Source organism: Alkalilacustris brevis (assembly GCF_003350345.1).
Lineage (GTDB): Bacteria > Pseudomonadota > Alphaproteobacteria > Rhodobacterales > Rhodobacteraceae > Alkalilacustris > Alkalilacustris brevis.
The window spans coordinates 1-14,585 of record NZ_QNVJ01000015.1 but is presented as its reverse complement, the minus strand read 5'-3'; the positions used below and the strand labels follow the sequence as shown (position 1 = coordinate 14,585).

General features: G+C 66.0%; 11 protein-coding genes and 2 pseudogenes. 7 read left to right on the top strand and 6 right to left on the bottom strand.

From position 1 onward, the window contains the following. Positions 1-6: 6 nt before the first annotated feature. From DQ229_RS02120 to DQ229_RS02105, 4 genes are all read right to left on the bottom strand, one after another. The gene (locus DQ229_RS02120; RefSeq protein WP_114964631.1) at positions 7-1,293 is read right to left on the bottom strand and encodes a TRAP transporter large permease; all 1,287 of its coding nucleotides are present in this window, start codon (positions 1,291-1,293) and stop codon (positions 7-9) included. After that, the gene (locus DQ229_RS02115) at positions 1,293-1,823 is read right to left on the bottom strand and encodes a TRAP transporter small permease (RefSeq protein WP_114964630.1); all 531 of its coding nucleotides are present in this window, start codon (positions 1,821-1,823) and stop codon (positions 1,293-1,295) included. The genes DQ229_RS02120 and DQ229_RS02115 overlap by 1 nt, the downstream gene beginning before the upstream one ends. An 80-nt stretch (positions 1,824-1,903) precedes the next feature. Next, positions 1,904-2,953 (bottom strand): TRAP transporter substrate-binding protein DctP, encoded by a 1,050-nt coding sequence (gene dctP, locus DQ229_RS02110; protein ID WP_162300727.1) that lies wholly within the window; start codon positions 2,951-2,953, stop codon positions 1,904-1,906. A gap of 240 nt (positions 2,954-3,193) precedes the next feature. Next, positions 3,194-4,087 carry a LysR family transcriptional regulator gene (locus tag DQ229_RS02105; protein WP_114964628.1) on the bottom strand — a complete coding sequence of 298 codons (894 nt, stop codon included), beginning with the start codon at positions 4,085-4,087 and terminating at the stop codon, positions 3,194-3,196. 147 nt (positions 4,088-4,234) lie between these two features. Here DQ229_RS02105 and DQ229_RS02100 point away from each other — a divergent pair, with 147 nt between their 5' ends. Beyond that, the gene (locus DQ229_RS02100; RefSeq protein WP_162300726.1) at positions 4,235-5,725 is read left to right on the top strand and encodes a M81 family metallopeptidase; all 1,491 of its coding nucleotides are present in this window, start codon (positions 4,235-4,237) and stop codon (positions 5,723-5,725) included. 124 nt (positions 5,726-5,849) lie between these two features. Here the strand turns inward: DQ229_RS02100 and DQ229_RS16975 are convergent. Beyond that, positions 5,850-5,951 (bottom strand): annotated as a pseudogene (locus DQ229_RS16975) (IS481 family transposase); the annotation flags it as partial. Between the two features lie 507 nt (positions 5,952-6,458). On the opposite strand from DQ229_RS16975, the gene DQ229_RS02090 reads away from it, so the two are divergent. From DQ229_RS02090 to DQ229_RS02070, 5 genes are all read left to right on the top strand, one after another. Next, positions 6,459-7,001 (top strand): ImuA family protein, encoded by a 543-nt coding sequence (locus DQ229_RS02090; protein WP_338014136.1) that lies wholly within the window; start codon positions 6,459-6,461, stop codon positions 6,999-7,001. Then, positions 6,916-8,376: a Y-family DNA polymerase gene (locus DQ229_RS02085; protein ID WP_114964624.1), complete on the top strand. Its 1,461-nt coding sequence runs from the start codon at positions 6,916-6,918 to the stop codon at positions 8,374-8,376. The genes DQ229_RS02090 and DQ229_RS02085 overlap by 86 nt, the downstream gene beginning before the upstream one ends. Next, positions 8,373-11,675, top strand: coding sequence for an error-prone DNA polymerase (locus DQ229_RS02080; protein WP_114964623.1), 3,303 nt, complete (start codon positions 8,373-8,375; stop codon positions 11,673-11,675). The genes DQ229_RS02085 and DQ229_RS02080 overlap by 4 nt, the downstream gene beginning before the upstream one ends. A gap of 124 nt (positions 11,676-11,799) precedes the next feature. Then, entirely contained in the window at positions 11,800-11,982 is a 183-nt protein-coding gene (locus DQ229_RS16695; RefSeq protein ID WP_238380924.1) for a serine dehydratase beta chain, read from the top strand. 83 nt (positions 11,983-12,065) lie between these two features. Beyond that, a complete protein-coding gene (locus DQ229_RS02070) occupies positions 12,066-13,121 on the top strand; it encodes a DMT family transporter (protein WP_338014135.1) in 1,056 nt (351 codons plus the stop codon). Here DQ229_RS02070 and DQ229_RS02065 read toward each other — a convergent pair. After that, positions 13,033-13,707 (bottom strand): thiamine diphosphokinase, encoded by a 675-nt coding sequence (locus DQ229_RS02065; protein ID WP_114964622.1) that lies wholly within the window; start codon positions 13,705-13,707, stop codon positions 13,033-13,035. The genes DQ229_RS02070 and DQ229_RS02065 overlap by 89 nt on opposite strands. 141 nt (positions 13,708-13,848) lie before the next feature. Here DQ229_RS02065 and DQ229_RS02060 point away from each other — a divergent pair. Further along, a pseudogene (locus DQ229_RS02060) lies at positions 13,849-14,585 on the top strand (chemotaxis protein CheA); the annotation flags it as partial.

The window sequence follows — 14,585 nt, the reverse complement described above, 5'->3', positions numbered from 1 at the left end:
TATGTATCAGGCCAGGCCCAGCAGGCGTGGCAAGGTCAATGAAATCGCCGGGATATAGACGATGGCCGCCAGCACTGCGATCTCGACCAGGATGAAGGGCAGGATGCGCCAGGCCACATCCTCGAAACGCACCTTTCCGACCGATGACGCCACGAACAGGCAGGCCCCCAGCGGCGGCGTGGCGAGCGCGATGTTGAGATTGACCACCATCACGATACCGAAATGCAGCGGGTCGATACCCAGCGAGACTGCAATCGGGTGCAGGATCGGGCCGAGGATGATCAGGATTGCCGTCATTTCCATGAACATTCCGATCACCAGCAATGCCAGCGTCACGATGAACAGGAAGATCAGCGGGTCGTCGCTGATGCCGAGCAGGAACTCGGCGAGCTGGCGCGGCACGCCCTCGCGCGCCAGAACCCAGCCCAGGATTGAGGCCGCCGCTAGAATGATGAACACCGCCCCCGAGGCACGCACCATGTCGTAAAGCATCGCGCCGAGATCGCGCAGGCCGAGGTTGCGATACAGGAAGAACCCGACCAGAAGCGCGTAAAGAACGGCCACCGCTGCGGCTTCGGTGGGGGTGAAGACCCCTCCCAGAATGCCTCCCAGAATGATGATCGGCATCATCAGGGGGATCAGGGCGCGCCGCAAGGCGGTCGCAAGCGGGGGCACTTCGCCGCGCAGGCTGGCCACGGGCAGATCGTCGCGCCGCGCCCGGAAGGCGATGTAGCCCATCAGCGACAGCGCCATGATGATGCCGGGGATCAGCCCGGCGGCAAACAACCCGGCGATGGAAACCTGCATCAGCGAGCCGTAGATCACCATGATGATCGAGGGCGGGATGATCGGCCCGATCACCGATGACGAGGCCGTGACCGCAGCCGCGAAGGCACGGTTGTAGCCCTGCGACGCCATGGCCGGGATCATCATGCGCCCGATCGCGGCCGTGTCCGCCACCGCAGCACCGGTCAGCCCCGCGAAGAAGACCGAGACCAGCACATTCACATGCGCGAGCGCCCCGCGCACCCCGCCCACCAGCGCATTGGCCAGATCGACCAGCCGTTCGGTGATGTTGATGCGGTTCATGATGTCGCCGGCCAGGATGAAGAACGGCATTGCCATGAGCGAGAACATGTCGATGCCCGAGAAGAGCCGCATCGGCACCAGCCGGATCAGGCTGGGGCCATCAGATTGCACTAGCGCGAAAAGGCCGGTGATGCCGATGGCGAAGGCCAGCGGCGTGCCCAGGATCACCAGCACCGCGAACAGCCCGACCATGAGCCAGAGCATCAGATCGGCCCCCCGCCCATCGGGCTTTCATGCTCGGGCTCGTTCTGGGCGCCCATGAGCAGAAGCAATGTCTGAATCACATGCTGGACCAGCATCAGCGCCCCCGCGACCGGCACCGCCAGCAAGGGCCACAGCATCGAGATACCCAGCGCGGGAGACATCTGGCGCCCGCCGCGTTCGGCGGCGGCCCAGCCCTCGATCATCATCACCCAAAGGAACCATCCAATGGCGCCGGCCACGAATAGATCGCCGATCAGGCGCAATGGTCGTGGAAGGAGATTGCGAATGGCGGTGATGCGGATGTGCTCGCCATGGCGCAGGGTGACCGAAGCGCCGACAAGGCCGATCCAGATCATCAGGTAGCGCGCCAGTTCCTCTGACCAGGTCAGCGGATCATTCAGCACATAGCGAAAGAATGTGGCCGCCAGCACCACGCCCACCATTACCGCGCCCGCGGCGACCAGTGGCACGGCGGTGACGAATTCCACCAGCCGGGCGATCCTGTGAAGCAGGGTTGCGATGCGGCTCACTTGCACGGCCTCGTGGATGCCTGGAAAGGATGCGCGCCCGGCCTGCTGCCGGGCGCGGCGTTACATCGGGGCCGGCGCCTTCACTCGGCGCCGTAGATTTCCGCCTCGGCGGCCGCGACCGCTTCGAGCATGGCCTCGGCCAGCGTCACCGCGCCGGCGCCGATCTCGTCGGCCAGCACCTCCATGACCGCCGGTGCGGCAAGGTCGCGAAACTGCGCCAGCTCGTCGGGCGAGGGCGCATAAACCTCAAGACCGGAATCCTCCAGGAACGCGGTGCCGAACCGGGTTGCGCGCAGCCCCATCTTGGCCCCACGCCCGGCGGTGCGGGCGGCTTCAACGGCGTTGGTGAAGATGCGGGTCTGTTCGGGTGTCAGGCTGTCGAGGAACAGATCGCTCGTCATCCACCAGTCGGCCCCGTAAAGGTGGTTGGTGACGGTGGCGTAGCGCTGCACTTCCTGAAGATTGCCCACCGCGACGATCGGAATCGGGTTGTGCTGCGCGTCCACCACGCCGGTTTCCAGGGCGCTGTAAAGCTCGTCCCACGGCACCGGGGTGGCGGCCGCCCCCAGCGCGTTCATCATCGCGATATGGCTGGGCACGGACATGGTGCGCACGCGCAGCCCCTCCATATCCGCGGGGCTGCGCACTTCGCGCGTGCTGTTGGTGAATACATAGAAATCGCCCGCTGTGACGGCCAGAAGGCGCAGGTCCGTGGCCGCGTGAATGTTCTCGGCCAGCATGTCGCCGAACGGGCCGTCAAAGACATGATCGGCCACGATCTCGCCGGGGAAGGCGAAAGGCAGGTCGATCGCGTTGATTTCCGGATAGAACTGCGCCAGCCCGCCGATCGCGGCGATGTTGACCTGGATGATATCGGCCTGCGTCAACTCCATGCGTTCGCGCTGGTTGCCCATCGCGCTTGCGGCCTGGATGTCCACTACCATGTCGCCATTCGAGCGGGTCTCGATGATGTCCTTGAAGACCATCGCGGACATATGTGCAGCCGATGTCGCGGCGTCGGCCGGCTCTTCATGCGCCAGGGTTATCGTCACCGATTGCGCCACGGCGGGGCCGGCGGCGATGGCGCTTGCGGCAAAGGCCAGTGCTGTATTGCGAAAACGTCCCATCATGTCCTCATCCTGTTGCGGGGCCTGTTGGCGCGTTCGCAGGAAGGTGCGACTGTGCATCAGGCCGGTTCCTGGTGCCCGCCTTGGCGGCGGGCCGCGCTACGCTGTCGGGTGATCTTGCGGTGTCGTCACCCAGCCTCCGATGCCGGCACGAACCCTCAGTCAGCCCATGGTACGAGTTTCGGGCGTTTGCGTTCGCATACAAGCACAACATTACGATACCGGTTTGCCGAAATGGCAACACTAGTACGGCGCCCGTTCAAGGCAGCGGGTCAGGATGCTGCAAAATCGGCGCGCGACCGGCGGCAAAGTGCGATGCCTGCGCCCCAGAAGCGCAATGCGGGCATCGCGCAGGGCCGGGTCGCTCAGCGATCTTGTCGCAAGCCGCCCGTCGCGCAGTTCGTCGATGATCGAACACATCGGCAGGATCGACACGCCCTGGCCTCGCAGTGCAAACCCGGTAAGCCCGAAAATTGAATCGCACAGAAGCGGCGGATCGAGGTCGATATCCGCATTCTGACGCACGACACGGTCGATCACGTCGCGGATGCCATAGCTGCTGTCGGGCGGAATGGCGAGCGGCTGACCCGCCAGATCGGACAGGGAAAGCGGCCCCTCGGGCAGCGCCAGACCCGGTGCGAACACGGCATAGAGCGGCGCGGGTGCCTGTGCGATCACCATCACATCGCGATGCGCCGGCGGGTCGAAGGCAAGGCCGAGATCGGCTTCATCAGAGGCCACGGCACGCACGACCCCGGTGCTGCCCGCGCGCGTGACCGACAGCTTCACGGCAGGCGATTTCGGCCGGAATTCGGCGATCGCATCTGATATGATGCCGCCGATCGTGCCCTCGACACAGACCACCCTTATCTGTCCGCGGCGCAGATCCTTTATCGCCTCGATCTCGCCGATCGCCCAGGCCTCCTGGCGAAGGGTCGTGCGCGCATGGTCGAAATAGATCTGTCCCGCATCGGTCAGCCGCAAGCCGCGGGCCTGGCGTTCGAACAGCGGAACGCCGAGATCTTCCTCGATCTGGGTTATCCGGCGGCTGAGCGCCGAGGCGGCGAGGTTGAGTTTCTCGGCCGCCTTGCGGATCGATCCCTCATTGGCGACCGTGAAGAAATATCGCAACTGCATGTCCCGCAACTGAGTCCCCCATCCTTAGCCTCGGCATGGATTTTCGTTTGCATCGCGCCTTCGGGCTGTTGTAACCACCATCTTACTCCGATGCACGGCCCGATCCCGCAGTCTGGCCCGCTGATGCAGGCGACGGGAACGCGGGAAATGACGAAAAGAGTGCTTCTCGGGCAATTCATGCACGAGACAAACACGTTCTGCCGACGGCTCACGGACGAATCCGCGTTCCGTGGCTTTTACTGTCACGAGGGTGATGCCGTCCTTGACGCGCTCGCCGGCACCCAGAACGAGGTGGCCGGCTTCGCCGATGTCGCGCGGGCCGAGGGCTGGAATCTGGTTACACCCGTCGCGACCTTCGCGACCCCGGGCGGGCCAGTGACGCATCGCGCCTGGGCGGCATTCGGTGAACGCATCCTGACGGCTGCGAGGCAGGACGGGCCTTTCGATGCGGTGCTGCTGTCGCTGCACGGTGCAATGGTACTGGAGGACGGCCGCGACGGTGATGCGCGGCTGGTGCGCGAGTTGCGCGCCATCATCGGGGCCGGGGTGCCACTGGTCGTGACGCTGGATCTGCACGCGAATCTTGCCCCGGGGATGGCGGATGACGCTGATATCATCCTGTCTTACAAGACGTTTCCGCATGTGGACATGCGCGACACCGGCCGCCGCGCGGCCGAGGCGCTGCGCCTTGTGCTGTCGAAAGCGCCGGCGCAAGCCGGTACCGTGGTGCGCAAGCCCGCGATGATATCCCTGCCCGAGGGCGGGCGCACCGACCGCGAGCCGATGATGGGCCTGATGGCCCGCGCCCAGGAACTGACCGATGCTGGGCGCGGGATTCTGGATGTGAGCCTGAATGCGGGCTTCACATTCTCTGATGTGCCCGAGATCGGCCCCAGCGTTTCGGTTGTGCATCTCGGCGCGCAGCAGGTTGCCGAACAGATTGCCGACGAGCTATGCGCGGCGATGTGGGCCGCACGCGACGCCGATCAGGAAGAGGTTCTGACGCCACGGCAGGCAGCCGGGATTGCCGCCACGCATCCCGCCGGGCGCGGCATCCGGCCACTCGTGCTTGCCGATATCTCAGACAACCCCGGCGATGGGGCATATGCGGATTCGACCGCGCTGCTCGCGGCCCTGTTGCAAGGCGGCGGCAACGATATCCTGTTCGGCGCGATGCATGACCCCGAAGCGGTTGCGGCTGCACGCGCGGCGGGGCGCGGCACCGATGTCGCGCTTTCCCTTGGGGGAAAAGCGGATCCGGACTTTGGCGGCGGCCCACTGCACGTCAAGGCCCATGTCGAGCATCTCGGAGATGGACGCTTCGTCGGCGGCGGACCCATGTGGAAGGGCGTGGCACAAAGCGCCGGGGCCAGTGCCCTGCTGCGTATCGGTGGGGTGCGGGTGCTGGTGACCAGTCACGCAACCCAGGCGCTCGATCTGGAGATCTTCCGCAGCAACGGGATCGATCCGCTGGCCATGCGCGTGGTGGCACTCAAATCCACGCAGCACTTTCGCGCCGCCTATGCGCCGGTCTCGATGCGAATCTGCCTCGTTGATGGGGGCGGCCTGGCCAGCCCCCGGCTCGAGCGCCTCAAATACAAACGCATACCGCGCCCGATCCACCCGCTAGACAACTGATTGCGTGCCCTGCGCCCTCATTGAGTACTTCGGCCTGCTCGTGTCCGCGCTCGACTGGCCACAGTGAAGCACTACCGGCTGACGCCGGTAGCACCGTGTTTGGAATGCAATTCCAGATACTGAAGTATGATATCTTCTGACCTGTTGCGTCCTTGATCGTGCGGTCCATCCGCTCCACCTGGCCATTCGTCCAAGGGTGGTTTGGCTTGGTCAGGCGGTGTTCGATCCTGCTCGACCATTGTCCTCGAACCGGTAGCTCTCATTATCGCAGCTCTGACGGCGTGCGTGGTCGTGGCGCTCCTGTGACGAACTTGTCCCATAATGCTTCCTTACATTCCTGCAAAGGGATCGCACCATCAAACCGTGGGATTAAACACCTACGGACACTCTCCGCCAGATTATATGATTAAGTATATGATATTGAGTTATAAAATATGAGAGCTTTGGTTGTCACCCCACATTTTTGCCCACAATCTGCTCCGTCTCACGTTCCCTTGACCACCTTTCCCCGGCCTGCACCTCGCGCGCCGGAATCCGGATCGGAGGATGGCTTTCGCGAATTCGGCACGGATCGCAAAATTGCATGCGCGGTATGGATGTTGGGTTAAGGACCGTTTTGGACTCTCCTGTGACCCATGAGGCTTGAGGATGGTTTGATCCCCTCACTCTCGCGATCTATATTCACCATATGTTCTATGCTTCGCCTCTTCCCTTCCCCCTGCGTGTTGCCCGCATGCACGAGGTTTGCGGCCCCGGCGCCGTGACCTTTGCTGCCATTGTCGCGGCGAAAGCCGGTGGCACGGTGTTGTGGGTGCGCGAGGGGTGGCTGCCGGAGGCATTGCATCCGCCGGGGCTTGCCGCGTTTCTCGACCCCGCGCGGGTGCTGGTGGCGCGGACGGATAATCAGACCGACAGCCTGGCAGTGGCCGAAGAGGCGCTCAAGGACGGGGTTGTGTCGCTTGTTGTGATCGAGATCACCCGCCCGCTTGATCTGCGCGAGGGGCGGCGGCTGCAACTGGCGGCCAAGGCGGGCGGGGCGATGGGGCTTTGCCTGATCCCTGAGGGCATGGGCAGCAATGCCACTGAAACCCGCTGGCGCGCGGCGCCGGTGTTCGACCCCGAACACGGTGACTCGACTCTGATGCGCTGGGAAATTATTAAGAACAAATCAGGAACTTTTGGGGCCTGGCATGTTCGATGGGATGAACAGGCGCATCGTCTGCATGTGGTTTCCCCGGTTGGCGAGCGACCGGGTTCTGCGGGGTCAGGCGCTTGATGCGCCGTTTGTTCTGACGCTTCGGCAGGGCAACAGCGACCGGCTGCATTGCCTCAATGCGCGGGCCGAGGCGGCGGGCCTTCACCGGGGCATGAGCCTGGCCGATGCGCGCGCCTTTTGCCCCAATCTGGTCAGCCGCCCGGCGCGGCCCGAACACGATGCCCGCTTTCTGGCCGCACTACGGCGCTGGGCCATGCGCTATTGCCCCTGGGTAGGCCTTGAGGGTGCGGACGGGCTGGTGCTGGATGTCACCGGTGCGGCCCATCTTTGGGGGGGCGAGGGGACGATGCTGGCCGACATGCGCGCCCGCGCAGCCCGTGCGGGGCTGACGCTGCGGCTGGGGCTGGGCGGCACGCGCGGCGCGGCCTGGGCACGGGCGCATTATGGCGAGGGAGAAGAGCCGCTGGAGGCGCTGCCGGTCGCCGCACTACGGCTGGACGAGGCAATCTGCACCCCCTTGCAACGTCTGGGCCTGCGGACCATTGGCGATCTGTCGAATACCGCCCGCGCGCCGCTCGTGCGTCGCTTCGGCCCCGAGGTGCTGTTGCGGCTGGATCAGGCGCTTGGTGCGGTGCCCGAGGCTGTCTCGCCCCGGTCCGACCCGCCTCATTACGGTGTGCGCCAGACCTTCCCCGAGCCCATCGGCCTTGTCGCCGATGTCATGGCCGCCACCGCACGCCTGCTCGAGGCGCTATGCCACAAGCTGCGCCAGCACGAGGCGGGCGCGCGGCGGCTGATGCTGACCCTGCGCCGGGTGGATCAGGGCAGCCAGCAGGTCGAGTTGCGGTTGGCGGCGGCGATGCGTGATCCGGCCCGTATCCTGCCGCTTTTCGAGCGCGGCGTGGCCGAAGTGGATGCAGGCTTCGGCATCGATCAGATCCGGCTCGAAGCCATCGTGGTCGAACGTCTGCCCGCCCGGCAGCACGGGTTTGCCCCGGCGCGCCACGGGGCCGAGCAGCTGAACGACCTGATCACCCGCATCGGTACCCGCATCGGGCTTGAAAATGTGCTGCGGTTCCTGCCTGCCGACAGCCATATCCCCGAACGCAGCTTCATCATCGCGTCGGCGGCCTATAGCGCGGCCGAAAGCGGCTGGTCCTGCCCGCGCCCGCGGCCGTTGCGGCTGTTTCCCCCCGAACCCGTCGCGGGCACTGGCTCGCGCCCGCCCATGCGTTTCCGCTGGCGGCGCATGGCGCTTGAGACGGCGCGTGCCACAGGGCCTGAACGGATCGCCCCGGAATGGTGGCTCAATGACGAGAACTGGCGCGTGGGGCTGCGTGACTATTGGCGGGTCGACACAAGGCAGGGCCGCCGGCTGTGGCTGTTTCATACGCCGCAAAACCCCGGCTGGTTCGTGCAGGGGGAGTTTGCATGAGCTACGCCGAGCTTTGCACGACCTCGAATTTCACCTTTCTGACCGGGGCCTCGCACCCCGAGGAGCTGGTGCTGCGCGCGGCCGAACTGGGGCTTTCGGCCGTCGCCATCACCGACCGCAACAGCCTGGCCGGGGTGGTGCGCGCCTGGTCAGCGCTCAAGACCCTGCGCGAGGAAAGCGAAACGGCGCTGCGGGTGCGTTCGGGCACGCGGGTGGATGCCTCATCCCGGCAGGAGATCGCGGCGTGTGAGCTGCCGTCACCACCGCCGGGCGTGCTGCCGCGCCTGATCGTGGGGGCGCGGCTGGTGATGCGTGACTGCCCGGTCGAATGGCTGGCCCTGCCCACCGACCGCGCCGCCTATCACCGGCTGGCCCGGCTGCTGAGCCTGGGCAAGGGCCGCGCGCGCAAGGGGGAATGCCACCTCGATCTGGGCGATCTGGAAACCGGCTGCCAGGGTATGATCCTGATTGCCCTGCCGCCCGCTGACCTTTCCGCCGAAGCCCCGCTGCGCGCCCTTCGGCGGCGCTGGCCGGGGCATGTGTTTCTGGGCGCTGCGCCGCGTTATGATGGCTCCGATCAGGCCTGGCTCGACGCCTGCGCCAATCTTGCGCTGCGCTGTGGCACACCGATGGTGGCGGTGGGCGATGTGCTGATGCACCGCGCTGCCCGCCGCCCGCTGGCCGATGTGCTGACCTGCCTGCGCGAGGGGATCACCATCGACATGATCGGCACCCGCGCCCTGCCCAATGCCGAGCGCAGGCTGAAAGGTGCGGCCGATATGGCGCGCCTCTATCATCGTCACCCCGCCGCGCTGCGCCGCACGCTGGAGATCGCCGCGCGGTGCAGTTTCGATCTGGGGGAACTCAGTTACGAATATCCGGACGAAGTTGCGAATGGCGAGGTTCCGCAAGCGCGGCTTGAGCGGCTGACGCGCGCAGGGCTGTCCCGGCGCTGCCCCGGTGGCATTCCCGCGCGCTATCATGCGCTGGCCGACAAGGAACTGGGCCTTGTGGGGGAACTGGGCTATGCTGCCTATTTCCTGACCGTGCATGACATCGTGGCCGAGGCCCGGGGCCGCGGCATCCTGTGCCAGGGACGCGGCTCGGCGGCCAATTCGATCATCTGCTGGGCGCTGGGCATCACGGATGTCAGCCCCGACACGATCGGCATGGTGTTCGAGCGTTTCATCTCGCGCCACCGTGGCGAGCCGCCCGATATCGACGTGGATTTCGAGCACGAGCGGCGCGAGGAAATCATCCAGTGGATCTATGAACGCTATGGCCGCCACCGCGCCGGGCTGTGCGCCACCGTCATCCATTTCCGGTCACGCGCAGCTATCCGCGAAGTGGGCAAGGTCATGGGGCTGAGCGCCGATGTCACCGCCAGCCTGGCGGGCCAGATATGGGGCATGTCGGGCAAGGGGCCCGACCCCGCGCGCATTGCCGAGCTGGGCCTTGATACGCGCGACCGGCGGCTTGCCCAGACCATCCGCCTGATTGGCGAGATCACCGGCTTTCCCCGCCACCTGAGCCAGCATGTCGGCGGCTTTGTCATCACCCGCGATCGGCTTGATGAGCTGTGTCCGATCGAGAACGCGGCGATGGAGGGGCGCACTGTCATCGAATGGGACAAGGACGACATCGACGCGCTGGGTATCCTCAAGGTCGATGTGCTGAGCCTTGGCATGCTGACCTGCCTGCGCAAGGCGTTCGATCTGTTGGAGGCGCATGGGCAACCCCGCCTGACGCTGGCCGACGTGCCGCAGGAGGACGCCGCGACCTATGACATGCTGTGCCGCGCCGATGCGGTGGGGGTGTTTCAGGTGGAAAGCCGCGCGCAGATGAATTTCCTGCCCCGGATGCGGCCGCGCACCTTCTATGACCTGGTGATCGAGGTGGCCATTATCCGCCCCGGCCCGATCCAGGGCGGCATGGTCAAACCCTATATCCGCCGCCGGCAGGGGCTTGAGGCACCCGAGCCCTTTGGCCCCGAACTTGCGGAGGTCACGCGCAAGACGCTGGGCGTGCCGCTGTTTCAGGAACAGGCCATGCGCATCGCCGTGGTTGGCGCGGGCTACACGGCGGAAGAGGCCGACAAGCTGCGCCGCTCGCTGGCGTCGTTCCGGCGCATGGGCACGATTGGCGCGCATCGTGACCGTTTCATCGGCGGAATGCAGGCCAGGGGCTATGACCGCGCGGTCGCGGAGGCCTGTTTCGCACAGATCGAAGGATTCGCAGATTACGGCTTTCCCGAAAGCCACGCGGCGGCCTTTGCCATGCTGACCTATGTGTCGTCCTGGCTGAAATGCCATCACCCGGCAGTGTTCGCCTGCGCGCTGCTCAACAGCCAGCCGATGGGGTTCTATGCCCCGGCGCAGATCGTGCGGGACGTGCGCGAGCACGGCGTCGAGGTCCGGCCAATCTGCGTCAATCACAGCGACTGGGACAACACGCTGGAACGCCGCGCTGACGGCGCGCTGGCCCTGCGGTTGGGGTTTCGCCAGATCAAGGGCTTTCGCGAAGAAGACGCAGGCTGGATCGTGGCGGCGCGCGGCAATGGCTATCCCGACCCCGAAAGCCTCTGGCTGCGCGCGGGGCTGTCGCCATCGGTGCTGGAGCGCCTGGCCGAGGCCGACGCCTTTGCCGGGCAGGGGCTGACGCGGCGCGATGCGCTTTGGGCGGTGCGCGCCATTCGCGCGCCTAGCCCCCTGCCGCTCTTTGCCGATCCGCTCGATGGTGAAGGGGGGCGCGAGCCCGAAGTCACCCTGCCGTCGATGCATCTGGGCGAAGAGGTGGTCGAGGATTACCTCGCCCTGCGGCTGAGCCTGCGCGCCCATCCGATGGAACTCTTGCGCCCCGCCATCCCCGGCCTGACCGCCCATGACCAACTCGCCAGCGTGGCGCCGGGGCGGCTGAGTGTCTGCGGGCTGGTCATCACCCGCCAGCGGCCCGGCACGGCCTCGGGGGTGATATTCCTGACGCTGGAGGATGAAACCGGGGTGTCGAACATCGTGGTCTGGCCCAAGGTTTACACGCGTTTCCGCCGCATCGTCATGGGCGGGCGGCTCTTGCGCGTGACCGGGCGGATCGAACGCGAAGGCATCGTCGTGCATCTGATCGCCGAGCAGATCGAAGACCTGTCGCACCGCTTGTCGGAACTGGGGCACCCGCTGGACGAGGCCGTGGGCCTGACCCATCCGGTCACGGATGACGCACCCCGCCCGCCACGCTATCCGCCCCGCGCCCGCCACCCCCGCGAACAGGCCAAACGGCTGTTTCCCAGCCGGGATTTCCACTGAGGGGCGGTCAGAAGTTCCATCTCCGCGACCTTGGGGCAGGTGTTCATGATGCCCCGGCCTCCCCATCGGCGCACCGCTTCTTCCGGTTCGACGCCTGTCAGCACATGCCAATGGCCTGTGGCTGATGGCGGCCGACGCCCGGGGCGATACGATCGACCAGCAGATCTATTATTCGGTCGGCGGCGGCTTTGTTGTCACCGAGGAGGAGCTGGCCGCGCAGCAGGGTGGCTCGGGCCGGGCCGCGCCGTGCCGCCGACCTAAACAAGGGACTAGGCCGGATCTCGCAGGTGATGTCGGATTGCATTGAGCGCGGTCCCGAGGCCGAGAGGACACCTCCCGGCGGCCTGAATGTGCCGTGCCGTCGCGATCCGCGGAAATGGCGTGCCTTTCATGCCGCTTTACAACTGCATCGAGGCGATGCGCCAGACCGGCGCGCCGGGATGGACACGGTCAACCCCCGCCCATAAGGTGGCGCGCATGGCCACAGATCGTCCCACTCTCGGCATCCTGCTGATGCTTGGCTTTTGCGTGCTCGCGCCCCTGGGCGACGGGCTGGCGAAGCTTGCGACGCAAACCATGCCGGTGGTGCAGATCGTTGCCGCGCGCTTCATCGCGCAGGCAGTGATCCTGATACCGCTGGCACTGCTGGCTGGCCGCGACCTGCGGATGTCGGCCGGGGTGCTGTGGATTACCCTCGTGCGCACGCTACTGCATGTTTCGGCGCTGGCGGCGCTGTTCGTCGCGCTGATCTACATGCCGCTGGCCGAGACGCTGGCGATCGTTTTTGTCCAGCCCTTCCTGATGATCCTGCTGGCGCGCGGGGTAATGGGCGAAGAGGTCGGCGCGCGGCGACTTGCAGCCTGTGGCGTGGGGTTTGTCGGAACGCTGCTGGTCATCCAGCCCGCCTTTGCACAGGCCGGGCCGATCGCGTTGTTGCCGCTTTACGTGGCGGTGGCTTTCACGGCCTTCATCATGCTCACGCGGCGGATCGCCCGCGCGGGCGATCCGCTGGTATTGCAGGCCATGAGCGGGGCGATGGCGTTGCCGATGGTGCTGCCGGTGCTGGTGCTGGGCATGGCGCTGGATCTGCCTGCGATTGCCCCGGTGGCGCCGGGCTGGTCGGGCTGGTGGCTGCTGTTGCTGATCGGGGGCGTCGGCACGCTGGCGCATCTGCTGATGACCTGGGCGTTGCGTTTCGCGCCCTCGGCGACGCTGGCGCCGATCCAGTACATGGAGTTGCCCTTCACCGTGCTGATCGGCTGGCTGATGTTTCGCGACTTCCCGGACCGGCTGGCGCTTGCCGGGATCGTGGTGATCATCGGCTCGGGGCTTTACATCGTGTTCCGCGAGCGCCGGCTCAGCCTGACGCCGCGCGCAGTGCCGCAAGCGCGTCTTCCAGTGCCGCCGCGGGCAGAAGGACAAGCATCGCCTCCGCCGAAAGGCTGAGCTGTACCGCGCCGGAGTCGTCCACCATGTTCGAGATGCCGACCATCCCGCCGGGGGCAAAGCGCACCCCGTCAAGCGGCCAGCGCAACCCCTGGCTATGGCCATGCACCTCGCCCATGGGAAACAGCGACAGCCGCGTGCCCGGGGCAAGCCGCAGGGCCAGTTCGCGCGGCGCAACGAAGCACAGGTCATGCACGCCAAGGGCCACGCAGCGCCGTGCGCCATGGCGCACCAGAACGTTGAACATGCCCAGTGTATGATCCAGCCGGTTGCCGGTGAAGCCCACCGCCAGCACGAAGGGCGCCGCGATCGAACGCAGCGCCTTGTCGAAATCGGTGGTGTCCTGCTCGGTGATGCGGTGCAGCCGGCCCGGACCCAGCCGCGCCCAGGCCGCCGGGCTGAGCGAATCGAGATCGCCGATCACGCATTCGGGTTCATGGCCCATGGCCAGCAGGTGATCGGCCCCGCCATCGGCCGCAACCAGCCGCGGCGCGAGGGACAGCGCGGCCTCAAGCGTCTCGCGCCGGATATCGCCCGCTCCGGCAAGTGTGACACCACAGTTTGAGTTGACGAGGATTTGCGACATCGCAAGACTATGCCCAATTGTGGCGGCGCAAGGCAATGGCAGCCACATTCAGTCCTTCAAATCACCCATTTCTGATCATGGAAAGGTTCCCTGGGGGTGCAAGGGTGAAAAGAATTGGATTTGGCAGAAAGCGAGCGTCCGATGGTCGGTCCTAGCAAGATACTTACAGTTTCCTACGGGACATTCTCCTGTACCCTCGAAGGGTTTGATGAACCCTTCTCGACGATGAAGGCGATTGCCGAGTATTTCCGCGACCTCGCCGCCGATGACCGCTATTTCGGTGCCGAGCCGCCAACCCCCGATGCCGAAATGCTACACCGCATCGCCGAGCGCGAGATTCAGCGCCGGGTCGAATCACGGGTGCAGGGCAACGGGATCGTGCTTCGTCCCCGCGATGCCGATACCGAATCGGGCGCCGCCCAGGCTGCCTGGTCGGCCGCGCCGCTGGTGACGGCTGCAGCCATGCGCGCAGATGTGCCCGGAGCCCCGGCACCGGGAACCGGCACGCCCGCACCAAAGGCAGCACCAGACGAGCCTGAAGCGCCCGCTGCCGAAACCGGCGGGCAGCCCCAGCCCCTGGCAAGCGCATATCAGGTTACAAGCGCGTATCAGGCCGCGGCTGAAACGGCCGCGCCGGAGGGCTCTTTTGAAGCGGCCGGACCCGCGCAGGAACCCGAGGCACCCGGCCAGCCCGAGGCTGTGGAACACGCCGAAGAGGCACCTGCCGCCGCCGCTGCGCCGGCCGACGACTGGGCCGGAAATGCCGCCGCGGACGACGAAATGCTTGACAGCGCCGCATATGGGCCGGAGTTCCTCGAAGCCGAAGCCGAAGCCGAAGCCGAAGCCGAAGCCGAAGCCGAAGCCGAAGCCGAAGCCGA